The 17,475-nt window shown below is 70.9% G+C and carries 13 protein-coding genes; 11 read left to right on the plus strand and 2 right to left on the minus strand.

Annotated features, from left to right (window positions below):
• The first annotated feature begins 173 nt into the window (after positions 1-173).
• From JKJ07_RS21685 to JKJ07_RS21710, 6 genes are all read left to right on the plus strand, one after another.
• The gene (locus JKJ07_RS21685) at positions 174-1,922 is read left to right on the plus strand and encodes a hydrogenase maturation protein (protein ID WP_202993551.1); all 1,749 of its coding nucleotides are present in this window, start codon (positions 174-176) and stop codon (positions 1,920-1,922) included.
• Positions 1,922-3,676, plus strand: coding sequence for a glycosyltransferase family 2 protein (locus JKJ07_RS21690; protein WP_236029665.1), 1,755 nt, complete (start codon positions 1,922-1,924; stop codon positions 3,674-3,676). The genes JKJ07_RS21685 and JKJ07_RS21690 overlap by 1 nt, the downstream gene beginning before the upstream one ends.
• Entirely contained in the window at positions 3,673-5,625 is a 1,953-nt protein-coding gene (glxA, locus tag JKJ07_RS21695; RefSeq protein ID WP_202993556.1) for a radical copper oxidase GlxA, read from the plus strand. The genes JKJ07_RS21690 and glxA overlap by 4 nt, the downstream gene beginning before the upstream one ends.
• The gene (locus JKJ07_RS21700; protein ID WP_236029666.1) at positions 5,625-6,632 is read left to right on the plus strand and encodes a glycoside hydrolase family 6 protein; all 1,008 of its coding nucleotides are present in this window, start codon (positions 5,625-5,627) and stop codon (positions 6,630-6,632) included. The genes glxA and JKJ07_RS21700 overlap by 1 nt, the downstream gene beginning before the upstream one ends.
• Positions 6,633-6,733: 101 nt before the next feature.
• Positions 6,734-9,529, plus strand: coding sequence for a phosphoenolpyruvate carboxylase (gene ppc, locus JKJ07_RS21705; protein WP_202993557.1), 2,796 nt, complete (start codon positions 6,734-6,736; stop codon positions 9,527-9,529).
• Positions 9,530-9,663: 134 nt separating this feature from the next.
• On the plus strand, positions 9,664-11,016 hold the full coding sequence (locus JKJ07_RS21710) for a cellulase family glycosylhydrolase (protein WP_202993558.1): 1,353 nt from the start codon (positions 9,664-9,666) through the stop codon (positions 11,014-11,016).
• Positions 11,017-11,081: 65 nt separating this feature from the next.
• Here JKJ07_RS21710 and JKJ07_RS21715 read toward each other — a convergent pair whose 3' ends face one another.
• Complete coding sequence (locus JKJ07_RS21715; protein ID WP_202993559.1) at positions 11,082-11,834, minus strand: hypothetical protein; 753 nt, start codon at positions 11,832-11,834, stop codon at positions 11,082-11,084.
• 120 nt (positions 11,835-11,954) lie between these two features.
• On the opposite strand from JKJ07_RS21715, the gene JKJ07_RS21720 reads away from it, so the two are divergent.
• The 5 genes from JKJ07_RS21720 (at position 11,955) to JKJ07_RS21740 (ending at position 16,000) form a co-directional block, all read left to right on the plus strand.
• Complete coding sequence (locus tag JKJ07_RS21720; protein ID WP_202993560.1) at positions 11,955-12,869, plus strand: ABC transporter ATP-binding protein; 915 nt, start codon at positions 11,955-11,957, stop codon at positions 12,867-12,869.
• Positions 12,862-13,725, plus strand: coding sequence for an ABC transporter permease (locus JKJ07_RS21725; RefSeq protein ID WP_202993561.1), 864 nt, complete (start codon positions 12,862-12,864; stop codon positions 13,723-13,725). The genes JKJ07_RS21720 and JKJ07_RS21725 overlap by 8 nt, the downstream gene beginning before the upstream one ends.
• Positions 13,722-14,633, plus strand: coding sequence for an ABC transporter ATP-binding protein (locus tag JKJ07_RS21730; protein WP_202993562.1), 912 nt, complete (start codon positions 13,722-13,724; stop codon positions 14,631-14,633). The genes JKJ07_RS21725 and JKJ07_RS21730 overlap by 4 nt, the downstream gene beginning before the upstream one ends.
• On the plus strand, positions 14,633-15,343 hold the full coding sequence (locus tag JKJ07_RS21735; RefSeq protein ID WP_202993563.1) for an ABC transporter permease: 711 nt from the start codon (positions 14,633-14,635) through the stop codon (positions 15,341-15,343). Before JKJ07_RS21730 ends, JKJ07_RS21735 begins: the two co-directional genes overlap by 1 nt.
• 99 nt (positions 15,344-15,442) lie before the next feature.
• Positions 15,443-16,000 carry a DUF4352 domain-containing protein gene (locus JKJ07_RS21740; protein WP_202993564.1) on the plus strand — a complete coding sequence of 186 codons (558 nt, stop codon included), beginning with the start codon at positions 15,443-15,445 and terminating at the stop codon, positions 15,998-16,000.
• A 3-nt stretch (positions 16,001-16,003) separates the two neighbouring features.
• Here the strand turns inward: JKJ07_RS21740 and JKJ07_RS51795 are convergent, their stop codons facing one another.
• A complete protein-coding gene (locus JKJ07_RS51795; RefSeq protein ID WP_202993565.1) occupies positions 16,004-17,371 on the minus strand; it encodes a glycosyl hydrolase in 1,368 nt (455 codons plus the stop codon).
• Positions 17,372-17,475: the final 104 nt, after the last annotated feature.

The following is a 17,475-nucleotide window of genomic DNA, read 5'->3' on the forward strand; positions in this document are numbered from 1 at the left end:
CAAAGCACGTCGAATAACCCCAGCGCCCGGAGGGGGCGGGGGTACGTCGGCAAGTTTAGTCCGCCCGTCTGACATTCACGGGCGCCCCGACAACAACGCACAACATGTCCGACATAGCCATCGATAACGGGGCAATAGTGGCGACTGCAGAAAGCATTCCCTGGGGAGGAAACGTGCGGATCCTGCTGCTCGTTACGGCGTTCAACGGTCTCAGTCAGCGGGCCTGGTGCGCGCTGCGCGAGGCCGGGCACGACGTGGGCGTGCAGCTCGCGACGAGCGCGTCCGACATGATCGATGGGGTCCGGGCCGCCGATCCCGACCTGATCCTGTGCCCGTTCCTCAAGGACCGGGTGCCGGCTGAGGTCTGGCGGCACTGGCGCACGGTGATCATCCACCCGGGCCCGGCCGGCGATCGCGGACCGTCCTCACTGGACTGGGCGATCGCCGAGCGGGCCCACGTGTGGGGGGTCACGGCGCTGCAGGCGGTCGAGGAGATGGACGCCGGGCCGATCTGGGCGACCCGCACGTTCGGCATGCCGGCCACTCCCCCGCGCAAATCCTCGCTCTACAACGGGCCGGTCGCCGACGCCGCCATGGACTGCGTCTTCGAGGTGGTGGCCAAGGCGGCCGACCCCGATTTCACGCCGATCCCGGCCGAGGACGCGCCGATCGAGGCGCCTGGCGCACGACCGCGTCCCCTGATGACCCAGGACGACCGTGCCTTCGACTGGTCCGACCCGACCGAGCGGATCCTGCGCAAGATCCGGGCCGCCGACGGCGCGCCGGGGGTGCGTACGGAGATCGCCGGGCTGCCCGTCTTCGTCTACGACGCCGCGCCCGGCCTGGCCCGGCATCCGCGTCCGGGCGCGCTGCTCAGCCGTCGCCAGGGCGCGGTGCTGATCGGCACCGGCGACGGCGCGCTCTGGGTGGGGCATCTGCGCACGGAAAAGATCAAACTGCCGGCCACCACCCTGCTCGGCAAGCGGCTCAAGGACGTCCCCCAGTCGCCGCTGCCGATCGGCGTGGAACCCGAGACGCCGAACGCGTATCGCCAGGTGCGCTATCGCCGTACGGGGAAGGTCGGCTGGCTGGCGTTCGACTTCTACAACGGCGCGATGGCGGCCGGGCACTGCCGCCGCCTGCTGGCCGGGCTGCGCCACGCGGCCGCCCAGGACACCGAGGTGCTGGTGCTGCGGGGCGGCACCGACGCGTTCAGCAACGGCATCCACCTCAACGTGATCGAGGCCGCCCCCGACCCGGCGGGCAGCGCGTGGGCCAACATCCGGGCCATCAACGAGGTGTGCCGCGAGATCATCACGTGCACGCGGCAGGTCGTCATTTCCGCGTACGCGGGAAGCGCCGGCGCCGGTGGCGTGATGCTCGGCCTCGGCGCCGACATCGTGGCCGCCCGCGAGGGCATCGTGCTCAACCCCTACTACGAGATGGGCCTGTACGGCTCCGAGCTGCACACCTTCACGCTGCCGCGACGGGTCGGCGAGGAGCAGGCGCAGCGGCTGATCGACGACAAGCTCCCGGTCAGCGCCGGCCACGCGGCCGTGCTGGGCCTGGTCGACGAGGTCGGGCCGCGGCACCCCGAGGCGTACACGCAATGGCTGACCGACCTGGCCGAGCGCGCGAGCGACCCGCGCACCGCCCGCCGCCGCCGGCAGGCCAAGGCGCGCCGGCTGGCCGCCGAGCACCTGCCGCTCGAGGTGTTCGAGGCGCGCGAGCTGGCCGAGATGAGCCGCGACATGTTCGGCGACCGGTCCGGTTTCGCGGCCGCCCGGCACGACTTCGTGACCAAGGCCAAGGCCACGTCGACGCCCGACCGGCTGCGGTTCGCCACGCCGGGCACGGTGACCCGGATCGCGCCCAAGGAACAGCGGCCCGCGGTGCGCCCGGCCGTGCCCCTGTCCGCCTGATGCGCCGGGTTCAGGAGAAGGTTCCCGCACCCCGGCGCCCGGTCGGCCGGGTCAGCGTCAGCCCCGCGCTGCAGGCGGCCACGATGCTGCTGCCCGCGCGCTACAACTACAGCGCCTACAGCGTGCTGGCCGGCCCGGCCGATCCGGCGCCCGACGACACCGAAGAGCCTTACCGCGTACGGATGAAGCGGCTCGCCCGGCGGCGCCCGTTCCTCACCGTCCTCATCACGCTGTTCGCCTTCGCCTTCGAGAGCACGTTCTTCGGCTGGCTGATCGCGTCGATCGAGATCCCGGACCGCTCGATCGACCCGGCGCACTACGCAGGCGCGCTGGTGATGATCGGTGCGACCGCCGCGATCGAGCTGTTCCGGCTGGTCAACGTGGTGACGCTGTGCCTGTCGACGCTGTGGGCGCGCGACCCGGTGCCGGTGGTGCCCGACACGACGCTGCGGGTGGCCTTCCTGACCACGATCGTGCCCGGCAAGGAGCCGGTGGCCATGGTCGAGAAGACGCTGCGCGCGGCCCGCAACGTGCGCTACGGCGGCACGTACGACGTCTGGCTGCTCGACGAGGGCGACGACCCCGAGGTCAAGGCGATGTGCGAGCGGCTTGGCGTGCGGCACTTCAGCCGCAAGGGACGGGCCGAGTTCAACACCGGGTCGGGCGCCTTCAAGGCCAAGACCAAGCACGGCAACTACAACTCGTGGGTCGAGGTGAACGGCGACGACTACGACGTGTTCGTCTCGGTCGACCCCGATCACGTGCCGCTGCCCAACTTCTGCGAGCGGCTGCTGGGCTACTTCCGCGATCCGGATGTCGGCTTCGTGGTCGGCCCGCAGATCTACGGCAACTACGACAACCTGGTCACCCGCTGGGCCGAGTCGCAGCAGTATCTGTTCCACTCGCTGCTGCAGCGGGCCGGCAACCGGCGCGGGATCGCCATGCTGGTGGGGACCAACAACGCCGTACGGATCAAGGCCTTGAAATCGATCGGCGGGCTGCAGGACTCCATCACCGAGGACATGGCGACCAGCCTGGCCCTGCACGCGAAAAAGTGGCGTTCCGTCTACACGCCCGACGTCCTGGCCGTGGGTGAGGGCCCGTCCTCCTGGACCGACTACTTCACCCAGCAGCACCGCTGGTCGCGCGGCACCGACGAGGTCGTCATGCGCAAGTTCTGGCGGCTGGCCCGCAAGCTCGGCCCGGGCAAGGCGCTGCACTACGGCCTGCTCATGTCGTACTACCCGCTGACCGCGCTGGCCTGGCTGCTGGGCGCCCTGAACGCGTTCTGCTATCTCGCGCTGGGCGCCCAGGGTGTGTACGTGCCGCAGGAGGTGTGGCTGATGCTCTACATCGACGCCGCGCTGTTCCAGGTCGGCCTGTACGTCTTCAACCGCCGCCACAACACGAGCCCGCACGAGGAGGCGGGCTCGTCGGGGCTGACCGGCATGGTGGCGTCCACGCTGTCCACGCCGATCTACGTCTCGTCGTTCGTGGGCGCGCTGCTGCGCCGCAAGGCCGGGTTCGTGGTCACGCCCAAGGGCGACTCGACCAGCCCGGACCGGCTGGCCACCTTCGCCCCCGGGCTGCGCTGGGCCGCGTTCTTCGTCGTGCTGCTGGTGATCGCCGAGGTCACCGGGCACGTCGACAACGCCATGTTCGTCTGGCCCGCGCTCAACCTGCTCATCTGCCTGACCCCGCCGGCGCTCTGGATGGGCCGGCGCCGCCGAAAAACCAAGGAGTCCGCTGTATGAAGCCCCGCCCCCGCCCCAGTCTCGCGCGCCGGATGGCCAGCGGAACAGTCGCGGTGGTGGTGCTCGCCGTGGTCGCGTTCGCGAACCGTCCGGTCCTCGCGGCCGGATCCGAGGCGCTGCACAACTACAACATCAACCGCCAGTCCTACAAGGAGAAATACGGGCACTGGGCCAAGCTGCCCGTGCCCCAGGGCTTCCGGGTCAACGCCATCCACGCCGCCCTGCTCAGCACGGGCAAGGTGCTGATCGTGGCGGGCAGCGGCAACAACCGCGAGCAGTTCGAGGCGGGCACCTTCCGGACGATCCTGTACGACCCTCGCAGCGAGAAGTTCAGCGAGGTGGACACGCCGACCGACGTGTTCTGCGCCGGGCACAGCTTCCTGCCCGACGGCAACCTGCTGATCGCCGGCGGCACCAAGTCGTACGAGGTGCTCGAGAAGGACGTCAAGCGGGCCGGCGGCGTGATGAAGGTGAAGAACGAGTCGGCCGACCACGGCGTGCGCAGGTTCGCCAAGGGCACCAAGTTCCGCTCGGCGGCCGGGCACGAATACGTCAGCCGTACGGCGTTCGACGTCCCGCCCGCGCGCAAGGTCGTGCACGGCGCGCACGTCGCCATCACGGCCGGCGAGCGGGAGGTGTGGGTCGACGCCGTCCGCACCGGCGACGCCCCGGTCGTCCGCGAGGGCGCGCAGTACACGATTCCCGCCCTCACCGGTTCCGACCTGCGCAACCTGTACGGCGTGGCCGACAAGATCACGCGGGAGAAGCAGGAGTACGGCGGCGACAAGACGTCGTACGAGTTCGACCCGCGCACCGAGCGCTACCACCGCACGGGCGACCTGACCGACCACCGCTGGTATCCGACCCTGGTCACGAAGACCGACGGCGACGTGCTCGCAGTCTCCGGCCTGGACGAGTACGGCCGGATCATCCCCGGGCGCAACGAGGTCTACGACGCGAAACGCAAGACCTGGTCGCGCGCGCCCGAGCTGCAGCGCTACTTCCCCACCTATCCGAGCCTGCACCAACTGGCCGACGGCCGGCTCTTCTACTCCGGCGCGAACAGCGGCTACGGCTCCGACAAGGAAGGCCGTACGCCGGGCGTCTGGGATCTCGACGGCAACCACTTCCGGCCCGTTCCCGGCCTGCGGCAGCCCGAGCTCAACGAGACCGCCACCTCGCTGCTGCTGCCGCCCGCGCAGGACCAGCAGGTGATGATCTTCGGGGGCGGCGGGGTCGGCGACTCGCCCGTCTCGACGGCCCGCACCGACATCGTCGACCTGCGGAGCAAGAAGCCGGCCTACCGTCCCGGGCCCGACCTGCCCAAGCCGGCGCGCTATCTGTCCACCGTCGTGCTGCCCGACGACACCGTGTTCACCAGCGGCGGCTCGTCCGGCTATCGCGGCGGGCCGTATCGGGGGCGGCCGCGCAGCGACCTGTTCAACGCGCAGTTCTACGTGCCGTCGTCGAACTCGTTCCGTACGGCCGCCGAGTCGACGGTCGGGCGCAACTACCACTCCGAGGGCATCCTGCTGCCCGACGGCCGGATCATCACCATGGGCGGCGACCCGCTCTACGACCGTACGGGCAAGGCGCCGGGCACGTTCGAGCAGCGCATCGAGGTCTACAGCCCGCCGTATCTGTTCCGCGGCGAGCGGCCCGCCATCGCCGCCGCCCCGGGCGAGATCACGCGGGGCGGCGCCTTCCCGGTCGCCTCGCCGCAGTCCGGCCGGATCGCGTCGGCCCGGCTCGTGCGGCCCAGCTCGGTCACCCACGGCACCGACACCGACCAGCGCTCGGTCGCGCTCGGCGTCGAGCGGACGGGCGACGGCCGGCTCCGGCTGCGCGTGCCCGAGCAGGCCGGGATCGCCCCGTCCGGCTGGTACATGCTGTTCCTCGTCGACGACCGCGGCCGCCCCTCGGTGGCCCGCTGGGTCAGGGTCCGGTGATGCCCCGTCGGGTCAGGTTGTCCCTGTTCCTGGCGGGTTCGATGATCGGCCTGGGCACACTGGCGGTCGCCGCCGGGGCCCGCGAGCGCGATCCCGAGCTGCACATCCCGCTGCCGCCGCGGTCGGTCAGCCCGCACCTCTACGTCGACCCCAACGGCGCGGCCGCCGTCGCCGTGCGCGCCCTGGAACAGGCCGGGCGGCCGGGCGAGGCGACGATCGTCCGCCGGATCGCCGACCAGCCTGCCTCGGTCTGGTTCACCGACGGCGCCCCGGGCCACGTCGAGCGGGCGCGCCGGCTGGTCGCCGCGGCCGCGGCCGCCCGGCGCACACCCGTGCTGACGCTCTACAACATTCCCTACCGGGACTGCTCGGGGCATTCGGCGGGCGGGGCGCCGGACGCCGCGGCCTATCGGAGCTGGGTGAACGGGCTGGCCGGGGCGCTGCGCGGGCACCGGGCCATCGTCGTGCTCGAACCGGACGCGGTGGCCCAGGCCGTACGGGGGTGCCTGTCGGAGGAGCGGGCGGCCGAGCGCTACGGGCTGCTGCGGCACGCGGTGGCGGCCCTGCGGCTGGCCGCCCCCGGCGTGCGGGTCTACGTCGACGCGGGCAACCCGACGTGGATCGCGGCCGCGCGGATCGGCCCCGCCCTGCGCTCGGCCGGGGTGGGGACGGCGGCCGGGTTCGCGCTCAACGTGGCCAACTTCGAGACGACAGCGGACAACATCGCGTACGGGAACGCAGTGTCCCGGAGCCTCGGGGGCAAACATTTCGTCGTCGACACCAGCCGCAACGGCAACGGGCCGGCGCAGCGCGGCGCGGGCGACCGGCACTGGTGCAACCCGGCCGGGCGGCGGCTCGGGCCCGCGCCCACCCTGCGCACCGGACACCCGCTGGTCGATGCGTACCTTTGGGTGAAACGTCCCGGGGAATCCGATGGCGCCTGCGGGCCCGGTCAGCCCCCGGCGGGGCACTGGTTCCCTGCGTACGCGGTCGCTCTGGCCAAGTGAACCTTATCCCAATTCCCCCCTTGTTACCCTCGCGCCGATACGATCGGCGCAGTCGGGACAGCGCTGTCCTGGAGCACCTTTCAAGGCAAGGAGCGCCCCCGATGACCGACCAGCACGGCCACTTAGACCCCGACGGTCCTGACGCCGCACTGCGCGCCGACATCCGGCGTATCGGCACGCTGCTCGGGCAGACCCTGGCCCGCCAGGAAGGCCGTCCGCTGCTCGACCTGGTCGAGGAGATTCGCGCCCTGGTCCGGCAGGAGCCGCAGGCCGCGGCCGACCGGCTCGCGGCCATGGACGTCACCACCGGCACCAAGCTGGCCCGCGCGTTCTCGACCTACTTCCACCTGGCCAACATCACCGAGCAGGTGCACCGCTCGCGTGACCTGCGCCGGCGCCGCGCCCGCGACGGCGGCTGGCTCGACCAGGCGGCCAAGCTGATCGCCGAGAAGGGGGTGCCGTCCGACGAGATCGCCGCGGCCGCCCGCCGGCTCGCCGTCCGCCCGGTCTTCACCGCGCACCCGACCGAGGCCGCCCGCCGCTCGATCCTGTCGAAGCTGCGCCAGCTGGCCGACGCGCTCGACGCCGAGGCCGCCGCCCAGGTGCTCTACGGCCAGACCGACACCACCGCCTCGACGCGCAAGTTCGCCGAGCTCATCGACCTGCTGTGGCAGACCGACGAGCTGCGGCTGGACAGGCCCGACCCGACCGACGAGGCCCGCAATGCGGTCTACTACCTCAAGGACCTCTACGCCGAGGCCGCCCCGCAGGTGCTGGCCGACCTGGCCGAGACGCTGCGCCAGCTGGGGGTCGAGACCGCGCCGACGGCCCGCCCGCTGACCTTCGGCTCGTGGATCGGCGGCGACCGCGACGGCAACCCGTTCGTCACCCCGACCGTCACCCGCGACGTGCTGCTGATCCAGCACGAGCACGGCATCCAGGCCACCGAGGCCGCGATGGACCAGCTGATCGACGTGCTGTCGGTCTCGCGGCGGCTGCGTGGGGTCTCGCTCGACCTGTCCGCCTCGCTGGCCAAGGATCTCGACAACCTGCCCGAGGTCGCCCCGCGGTTCCGCCGCACCAACGCCGAGGAGCCGTACCGGCTCAAGGTCCGGGCGATCAAGGCCAAGCTGGCCAACACCCGCGACCGGCTGCGCCGCGGCACCGCGCACGTGCCCGGCCGCGACTACCTGGGCAGCGACGAGCTGATCAGCGACCTCGAGCTGATCCGGGCCTCGCTGGCCCGCAACTCCGGCCAGCTGACCGCCGTCGGCGTGGTCGCCACCGCGATCCGTACGGTGTCGGCCTTCGGGCTGCAGCTGGCGACGCTCGACGTCCGCGAGCACGCCGAGAAGCACCACGAGGTCCTGCAGCAGATGTACACGCAGGTCGGCGAGGTGGAGGACTACGCCGCACTCGACCGGGCCGACCGCACCAAGCTGCTGGCCACCGAGCTGACCGGCCGGCGCCCGCTGGCCAGCGCCGAGACGCCGCTGACGGATTCCGCCCGCAAGACGTTCGACGTGTTCAACACGATCCGCGACGTGCAGGACAGGTTCGGCGCCGACGTGATCGAGACGTACATCATCTCGATGACCCTGGGCGTCGACGACGTGCTGGCCGCGGCCGTGCTGGCCCGCGAGGCCGGACTGGTCGACATCCACAACGGCCGGGCCCGGGTCAACATCGTGCCCCTGCTGGAGACCCCGGCCGAGCTCGACGCGGGTGGCGACCTGCTCGACGAGATGCTGTCCCTGCCGGCGTACCGGGAGATCGTGAAGGCCCGCGGCGACGTGCAGGAAGTGATGCTGGGCTACTCCGACTCCAACAAGGAGGGCGGCATCACCACGAGCCAGTGGGGCATCCACAAGGCGCAGCGCTCGCTGCGTGACGTGGCGGCCCGGCACGGCGTACGGCTGCGGCTCTTCCACGGCCGCGGCGGCACGGTCGGCCGCGGTGGTGGCCCCACGCACGAGGCGATCCTGGCCCAGCCGTACGGCACGCTGGACGGCGCGATCAAGGTGACCGAGCAGGGCGAGGTCATCTCCGACAAGTACACGCTGCCCGCCCTGGCCCGGGAGAACCTGGAGCTCACGGTGGCCGCGGTGCTGCAGGCGACGCTGCTGCACACCTCGCCGTCGGTCGACCTCGAGCGGCTGGCCCGCTGGGACGCCACGATGGACACGGCGTCGGACGCGGCGTTCGCGCAGTACCGCTCGCTGGTCGAGAATCCGGACCTGCCGGCGTACTTCTGGGCGGCCACCCCGACCGAGCTGCTGGGCGCGCTCAACATCGGCTCCCGCCCGGCCAAGCGGCCCAACACGGACGCCGGCCTGGGCGGCCTGCGGGCGATCCCGTGGGTGTTCGGCTGGACCCAGACGCGGCAGATCGTGCCCGGCTGGTTCGGCGTGGGCACCGGCCTCAAGGCGGCCCGCGAGGCCGGCCACACCGAGGTGCTGAAGGAGATGTACGGCAACTGGCAGTTCTTCCAGACGTTCCTGTCCAACGTCGAGATGATGCTGACCAAGACCGACCTGTCGATCGCCCGCCGCTACGTCGACACCCTGGTGCCCGAGTACCTCCACCCGATCTTCGACAAGATCCGGGAGGAGTACGACCTGACCGTGCGCGAGGTGCTGGCCATCACCGGCACGTCCGAGCTGCTGGAAGGCCAGCCCGAGCTCAAGCGCACGCTGGGCGTCCGCGACACCTACCTCGAGCCGCTGCACCACCTGCAGGTGGCCCTGCTCCGGCAGTATCGCGACGCGGGCGAGGCCGACCGCCAGGCCGTCGTGGCGCCGGGCTCCCGCCGGGCCCCGTCCGACTCCACGGCCCTGGAGCGGGCGCTGCTGACCTCGGTCAACGGCATCGCCGCGGGCATGCGCAACACGGGCTGATTTAGCCCGTTTTCGGGCCCGGGGCGATCTCGTCCCGGGCCCGTTCCCGTTTGCAGCCATCGAAGGTTACGGCTATGGTCCGTGGGAGCGCTCCCAGATCCCCCGTCCCCTCCCCGATGGAGCATCGATCCCCCATGCGCAGATGGAGAATTCTCGCCGGCGTCGCCGTGGCGGCCGCCGCCGCGACGGTGGCCACGGTCATCGCCCTGCCCGCCAGCGCCGAGACGGCCGCCTTCACGGTGACCAGCTCGTGGAGCACCGGCTACCAGGGCCAGATCGAGGTCAGGAACAACACCTCGGCCACGATCAACACCTGGCAGGTCCGGTTCACCCTGCCCGCCGGCACGACCGTCGTCAACTCCTGGAACGCCACGCAGTCCGTCTCGGGCTCGACCTACACGTTCACGCCGGCCGGCTGGAACGGCACGCTGGCCGCGGGCGCGTCGACGTCCTTCGGGTTCGTCGCCAACGGCACCGGCCGCCCCGTTCTTGACGGGTCCACCGGCCCCACCACTCCCCCGGCCACGACCACTCCCCCCACGACCGCTCCTCCCACAGGCACCACCCCGGTCGCGATCAACGGGCAGCTGCGGGTCTGCGGCACCAAGCTGTGCAACTCCAACGGCAAGGCCATCCAGCTGCGCGGCATGAGCACCCACGGCCTGCAGTGGTTCGCCAAGTGCTACAACACCAACTCGCTGAACGCGCTGGCCAACGACTGGAAGGCCGACCTGCTGCGGATCTCGATGTACGTGCAGGAGGGCGGCTACGAGACCAACCCGGCCGGCTTCACCTCGCAGGTCAACAACCTGGTCGACCAGGCGGAGAGCCGCGGCCTGTACGCCCTCGTCGACTTCCACACGCTGACCCCGGGCGACCCGAACTACAACCTGGCCCGGGCCAAGACGTTCTTCAACGAGGTCTCGGCGCGCAACGCGAACAAGAAGAACATCATCTACGAGATCACCAACGAGCCCAACGGCGTCAGCTGGGCCGGCATCAAGAGCTACGCCGAGCAGGTCATCCCCGTGATCCGGGCCAACGACCCGGACGCCGTGATCGTCGTCGGTACCCGCGGCTGGTCGTCGCTGGGCGTCTCCGAGGGCGCGACCTCGGCCGAGATCACCACCAACCCGGTCAACGCGAGCAACATCATGTACGCGTTCCACTTCTACGCGGCGTCCCACCTGGACAACTACCGCGCCGAGGTGCAACGGGCGGCCGCCTCGCTCCCGCTGTTCGTCACCGAGTTCGGCACCGTGACGTACACGGGTGGCGGCCAGGTCGACCTGCAGAGCACCGCCACCTGGCTCGACCTGCTCGACCGCCTGCAGATCAGCTACGCCAACTGGACCTATTCGGACGCCGACGAGAGCAGCGCAGCCTTCCGCTCCGGCACGTGCAACGGCTCCGACTACGGCAGCGGCGTCCTGAGCCAGTCCGGCACCTACCTGAAGAGCCGCATCAGCACCCCGGACAACTTCTGATCCTCTTCAAGCGCCGGTAGATCCGCGTGTGCCCCCGGGTTCCCACCAGCCCGGGGGCATACGTGTCACGCCTTGACGGCCAGGCGTTCGCCGATGATCAGGGCCGGGCGGGTCCAGGCGGCGAGCAGGGCGTCGAGGTCGGGGGTCTCGGTCAGGAACCAGCCCGAGTGGAAGGTGCCGGTCGACCACTGCAGCGTGTGGGAGAGGCGGTTGACCTGGGTCAGGCGGGGGTCCAGGGCGAGCCGGCGCGAGAGGTAGACGTCGGTGCCGAGCTGGCGGCCCACGGTCAGGGCGGCCGGGGTCGGGGTGCAGCCCTCGGAGTGCAGGACGGCGTACGCCGGGTCGAGGGCCGTGCAGCACGCCTCCAGGTAGCGCAGCACCACCGCCTGCCGGGCCTCGGCGGCCGCCCGCTCGTCGGCGTTCCACAGCGGGCGCGGGATCGCGAACGCGCCGGCCTCCATCGTCACCTCGACGGGGTGCCGGTCGGGCGGGGTGTCCTCGCCGGGGGTCGCCTCGAACGAGATCGCCGCCGGGCCGATGCCGGGCAGGTTCATCGCCACCTTGTAGCCGCCGCCGTCGCGCAGGCAGCGGCGCACCTCCCGGGCCGAGCGGTCGCCCGTGTAGCCGATGCCGGGCGCGCCGGGCAGCCGCGAGAACGCCAGGCCGGGCGGGCCGAAGAACATCCCCCCGGCGTACGTGCCGCCGTTGCGTTCCAGGACGTCCCCGACCGCGGCCAGCGCCGGCTCGTCCGGGAGGCGGTCGAACCAGAGGCCGAAGGACAGGAAGACCCCACCCGGCCACATTGACGTGAGTCCCATGTTTTGTTGAACGCGCCGACCGGCTCTCAGGTGATTCTGAGAGTGAGCTGAGAGACCCCCGACGGTCTCTCAGGGTTTAACCGGATCCGATCGGGTGCGTCGGCTTCCTAGGCTGTTGCCGTGACCATCATCGCGACACAGTCGCTCACGAAAACGTACGGGGGCGGGGTGACCGCCCTCAGCGAACTCACCGTCGACGTCGAGGCGGGCGTGATCGGGCTCGTCGGCGCGAACGGTGCCGGTAAGAGCACCTTTATCAAGATCATGCTTGGCCTCACGGCGCCCACCAGCGGCGAGGTCCGGGTGTTCGGCATCGACCCGGTCACCGAGACCGACAAGGTGCGGGCCCGGGTCGGCTACATGCCGGAGAACGACTGCCTGCCGCCGGACGTCTCGGCCTCGGAGTTCGTGACCCACCTGGGCCGGCTCAGCGGGCTGCCCAAGACGGCCGCGCGCGAGCGGGCCTCCGAGGCGCTGCGGCACGTCGGCCTCTACGAGGAGCGCTACCGCCAGATCGGCGGTTACTCGACCGGCATGAAGCAGCGGGTCAAGCTGGCCCAGGCTCTCGTGCACGACCCCGACCTGCTGCTGCTGGACGAGCCGACCAACGGCCTCGACCCGGCCGGCCGCGACGCCATGCTCAACCTGGTGCACCGGATCGGCAACGAGTTCGGCATCTCGGTCGTCGTCTGCTCGCACCTGCTGGGCGAGGTGGAGCGCATCTGTGACTCGCTGATCGCGATCGAGGGCGGCCGCCTGCTGCGGGCCGACCGGATCTCGGCGATGACGGCCGCCTCCGACGTGCTGGCGGTCGAGGTCAGCGAGGGCACCGACGAGCTGGCCGACATCCTCGTGCAACGCGAGCTGACGGTGACCCGCGAGGGCCGGATGCTGCTCGTGCCGCTGACCAACGAGACCGCGTACGACGAGATCCTGCGCGCCGTGGCCGAACTCGACCTGCCGCTGCACCGCCTCGACCAGCGACGCCACCGCGTGGCCGAGCTCTTCACCACGAAGGAGACCGCCGATGTCTGATGCGGGCGTCATCCACGACATCGGATACCAGCGGTACGAGGGTCCGCGCCTGGGCCGGTCCGCGGTGTTCGGAGCGATCTACCAGCACGGCCTGCGGGCCGCGTTCGGGCTGGGCCGCTCGGCCAAGGCAAAGATCTTCCCGTGGCTGGTGGTGGGCATCGTCCTGCTGGTCGCGGTGATCAACGCCGCGGTCAAGGCCCAGGCCAACATCATCCTGTTCGACTACTTCTCGTTCGACGACACGATGAGCTGGCTGGTCATCTTCTTCGTCGCGATCGTCGCGCCCGAGCTGGTCTCGCGGGACATGCGCTCGGGGGTCCTGCCGCTCTACTTCAGCCGCCCGCTGCGCGCCTTCGACTACATCGGGGCCAAGTTCGCCGCGCTCGCCACTGCGGTGTTCCTGCTGCTCGGCGTGCCCCAGCTGATCATGTTTCTGGGTGGCGCGTTCACCACCAAGAAGGGCGCCTCGGGCGTCTGGAACGAGCTCCTCGACCTGCTCCCCGGCTGGGGTTACAGCGTGCTCTGGGCGCTGCTGTTCGCGTCGATCAGCCTGCTGGTCGCCTCGATCACCGGCAAGCGCGCGTTCGCGGCGGGCGGCATCGTGGCCGTCTTCCTGATGACCGCCCCGATCGTCGGCGTGCTGAGCATCCTGCCGTCGAGCACCTCGCAGCACCTGGCCGGCCTGGCCAGCCCGATGTCGCTGCTGACCGGCGTGCAGGCGTGGCTGCGGGGCCGCAACGACCTCGGCATCGACGTCGGCGACTTCGGCGTGATCTACGGGATCGAGCTGTTCTGCCTGGTCTTCGCCTGCCTCCTGCTGTTGCTGGCCCGCTACCGGAAGGTGGCCTCCCTGTGAGCACCGTCGACCTGCAGAACGTCTCCCGCTGGTACGGCAACGTGGTGGCCGTCAACGACATCAGCATGACCCTGCAGCCGGGGGTGACCGGCCTGCTCGGCCCGAACGGCGCCGGCAAGACCACGGTGCTGCACATGATGGCCGGCTTCCTGGCTCCGTCGCGCGGCGCCGTCACCATCGACGGCTCGCCGACCTGGCGCAACCCGGGCATCTATCGCGAGCTGGGCCTGGTCGCCGAGCGCGAGGCGGTGCACGGCTTCCTCTCCGCGTACGAGTTCGTGCTGGCCTGCGCCAAGATGCAGAAGCTGCCCGACCCGGCCGCGGCCACGAAGAGGGCGCTCGAGCTGGTGGAGATGACCAGCGCCCAGGACAGGCGGATCGACACCTTCTCGAAGGGCATGCGGCAGCGCACCCGGGTGGCCGCCGCGCTGGTGCACGAGCCGAAGGTGCTGCTGCTCGACGAGCCGTTCAACGGCATGGACCCGCGCCAGCGCATGCACATGATGGAGCTGCTGCACACGCTGGGCGACCAGGGCCACACGATCCTGTTCAGCTCGCACATCCTGGAGGAGGTCGAGCAGCTCTCCGGCCTGGTCCAGGTGATCGTGGCGGGCCGGCTGGCGGCCTCGGGCGACTATCGCCGGATCCGCCGCCTGATGACCAACCGGCCGCACGTGTTCGCCGTGCAGAGTTCCGACGACCGGCGGCTCGCGGTGGCGCTGATCGGCGAGAAGTCGGTGAGCGGCATCGAGGTCGAGGCCAACGGCTTGACCGTACGCGCGTCCGACTACGGCAGCTTCACCCGCGCGCTGCCGCGCATCGCCCTCGGTGAGGGCATCCGGCTGCGCAAGCTGCTGCCGTCCGACGAGTCGCTGGAGAGCGTCTTCTCCTACCTGCTGGAGGCATGATGTCCACGGTCGCCTACATCACCGCCCGCGGCCTCTTCGGCCGCCGCCGGGTGCTGCTCCTGCTCCCGCTGCCGCTGCTGCTGATCGGCCTGGCCGCGATCTGCCGGGCCTACGACGTCGACCCCGGCCAGTGGGGCCAGGCGGTCGTCGTCGGGCTGGGCCTGGCCGTCGTGCTGCCGGTGATCTCGCTGATCGTCGGCACCGGCGTGCTCGGCTCCGAGGTCGACGACGGCACGATCGTGCACATCCTGACCAAGCCGCTGCCGCGGCGCGACATCATCCTGGCCAAGCTGCTGGTGGCGGCCGGGGTGAGCGCGGTGACCGCGGCCGTCCCGCTGTTCGTGGCCGGGCTGCTGGCCGACTCGGTGCGGTTCGGGCTGGCCCTGGTGGTCGGCGCGGTGGCCGGCGCGATCGCCTACTCGGCGCTGTTCCTGCTGCTCAGCCTGGTCACGCGGCGGCCCGTGCTGCTCGGCCTGGCCTACATCCTGGTCTGGGAGGGGCTGCTCGGCCGGTTCGTCAGCGGCACCCGGGTGCTCTCGATCGAGCAGTACGTCATCTCGATCACCGACAAGATCGCCCCGACCGGCATGCTCGACGGCAAGGTCTCGGTGCCGGTCGCGATCGTGATGAGCGCCGTTTTCGCCCTCGGCGGCACGATCTACGCGATCAACCGGCTCGGCTCGTTCAGCGTGGCCGGCGAAACCAGCTAAGACCGCGAAATCAGCCGGGCCGGCGAAACCAGCTGGATCGGCGCGGGCTTCTGACCGATCGGCCCACCGCACGGAGTGACCGCGGTGTTTATATGAGTCATGACCGACGCCGAGGTCGAGGACGAAGACGAGGACGCCGGCCCTCCACAGCCCCTGTGGCCGTGGGTGGCCGGCGTCGTCGTTCTCGCCGTCGTCGCCACGCTCAGCTGGTATTTCGTGCTGCGCGAGGACGATGGCGGTCAGGTCGTGAGCACGACCGGCGGCCAGCTCGGCCGGCCCGCCCGCGACGGCCGGTTCGTCTTCACCGTCACCGCCGTGCGCTGCGGCGTCGACCGGGTCGGCGACGAATACGTCAACCTCGAGCCCAAGGGTGCGTATTGCCTGCTCGACGTGACGGTGAAGAACGGCGGGCGGACCCCGGAGTTCTTCGACAGCAACTCGCAGAAGGCGTACGACGCGGCGGGCACCGAGTTCTCGACCGACATCCAGGCCGAGGTGTTCGTCAACAGCGAGGCCCGCAACTTCCTCGACGAGATCGCCCCGGGCAACCAGGTCAAGGGGTCGCTCGTGTTCGACGTCCCGCAGGGCTCGGCTCTGACGAACGTGGTCCTGCACGAGAGCTTCTCCTCGCCCGGCGCCCGGATCTCACTGCGCTAGCGCCTACCGCCGCGGGGTCACGGCCACCTGGAAGAGGGGCAGATTCCCGAGCTTGCGGTACGCGTTGAGGGCCGCCGGCGTGCTGTCCACCGAGGAGTCCTGGCCCTTCTGGTTGCTCGGCGTCTCGAACTGCACCATCGCCTTGATCTTGGGGAACTGGCGGATCTCGTGGCCCAGCCGGCGATAGAACTCGGCCTTGTACTGCGGGTTCCGCTTGGACGACCAGACGCCCCACTCGGCCAGCATGAGCGGCTTGCTCGGGTGCCGGATCCGCGCCCAGTTGTAGAAGCCGGGCCAGGAGTGCTTGCCCTTGCCCTCGAGCCGCCGGTTGAACACCTCGGCGAACTGGCCGTGCCCGTAGCCGGGGTCGCTGTAGGCGTAGGTGTCCAGGCCGATCCAGTCGACCACGTCGTCGCCCGGATACATCGAGTTGAACCAGCTCTTCTGGGCGTGCGGCACGTACGCCATGTGCACCAGGACGCTGACGATGTTGGTGACGCCCCGGGCCCGCAGCCGCTTGATGACGTGCCGGTACATGGCCGCGTAGTCGCGCGCGGTGTAGCCGGAGCCGGCCCGCTCGCGCACGTCGTTCTCGCCCTCGTGGTGCACGGCGAAGAAGAACTGCTCGGGGAAATTCGTCTTGATGTGCTTGGCCAGCCGGTCGAGGTAGGCGTCGGTCCGCCGGTCCCCCTTGGCGATCTTGGCCCAGGACGCGGACTCGGGCTTCCAGTTCAGGAACAGGATGCGCCGCTGGCCCGGCTGGCGGGCGATCGCGATCTCCTCCGGCGTCGGGAACAGCTGCCGGACCCCGCCGTGATACGCGTGGTAGATCGCCTGGTGGCGGCCGGTCTTGCGCTCGAAGCGGGAGAGCGCTGACGCACCGCGGCTCTCGGTGTGGGCGCCCGGCGCCACGCCCCAGAGAACGCCGCAGGTGGGCACCAGGTTGTGGCCGGTGTAGCAGTCGCCCCCGCGACTCTGCGGGTCGGCGACCGGGGCCCTGCGGCCCTGCGGCGCGAGCGCCGGGGGCACGGCGGCCGGGCCGGTCGTGGCGTTGGACGCGGCGGCCGACGCGCTCGACGCCGCGGCGGAGGCGGCCGAGGAGGCAGCGGCGGCGGACGACGCGGCGGCGTCGGCCGCGGCCGAGGACGGCCGGCGCGCCGGAGCCAGCGCGTCCGGGATCCCCGGCTGCTGGGCCGTGGGCGAGAGCACGGGCACCGAGACGGTGGGGTCGCCGAGCGTCCCCACCGGGAGACCGATCTGGTCGACCCCGCCGGTCCAGGCCCAGGCGAGCGTGGTGGCGACGGAAAGTGCGAGGGCCGTGGGAACGGCGGCTATCTGGACGAGCCGGAAACGGCGCGGTCGACGGTTCACGATCAGCCAGTATTGTGACTTTAGTCCGTTTTGTCCATTACCCGGTCAGGACCAGAAGAAAACCGGGGCGGGATACCCGTCTCGACCACGATCAGCGAGGCTGA

Origin of the sequence: Paractinoplanes lichenicola, assembly GCF_016785085.1 — a bacterium.
In the GTDB taxonomy this organism is placed as follows: Bacteria; Actinomycetota; Actinomycetes; order Mycobacteriales; family Micromonosporaceae; genus Actinoplanes; species Actinoplanes lichenicola.

Excerpts from the sequence above, each read along its gene's own strand:
- JKJ07_RS21735 (WP_202993563.1), top strand. The coding sequence starts at position 14,633 with ATGTCCACGGTCGCCTACATCACCGCCCGCGGCCTCTTCGGCCGCCGC.
- JKJ07_RS21725 (WP_202993561.1), top strand. The coding sequence starts at position 12,862 with ATGTCTGATGCGGGCGTCATCCACGACATCGGATACCAGCGGTACGAG.
- JKJ07_RS21710 (WP_202993558.1), top strand. The coding sequence starts at position 9,664 with ATGCGCAGATGGAGAATTCTCGCCGGCGTCGCCGTGGCGGCCGCCGCC.
- JKJ07_RS21715 (WP_202993559.1), bottom strand. The coding sequence starts at position 11,834 with ATGGGACTCACGTCAATGTGGCCGGGTGGGGTCTTCCTGTCCTTCGGC.
- JKJ07_RS21740 (WP_202993564.1), top strand. The coding sequence starts at position 15,443 with ATGACCGACGCCGAGGTCGAGGACGAAGACGAGGACGCCGGCCCTCCA.
- JKJ07_RS21700 (WP_236029666.1), top strand. The coding sequence starts at position 5,625 with ATGCCCCGTCGGGTCAGGTTGTCCCTGTTCCTGGCGGGTTCGATGATC.
- JKJ07_RS21690 (WP_236029665.1), top strand. The coding sequence starts at position 1,922 with ATGCGCCGGGTTCAGGAGAAGGTTCCCGCACCCCGGCGCCCGGTCGGC.
- ppc (WP_202993557.1), top strand. The coding sequence starts at position 6,734 with ATGACCGACCAGCACGGCCACTTAGACCCCGACGGTCCTGACGCCGCA.
- glxA (WP_202993556.1), top strand. The coding sequence starts at position 3,673 with ATGAAGCCCCGCCCCCGCCCCAGTCTCGCGCGCCGGATGGCCAGCGGA.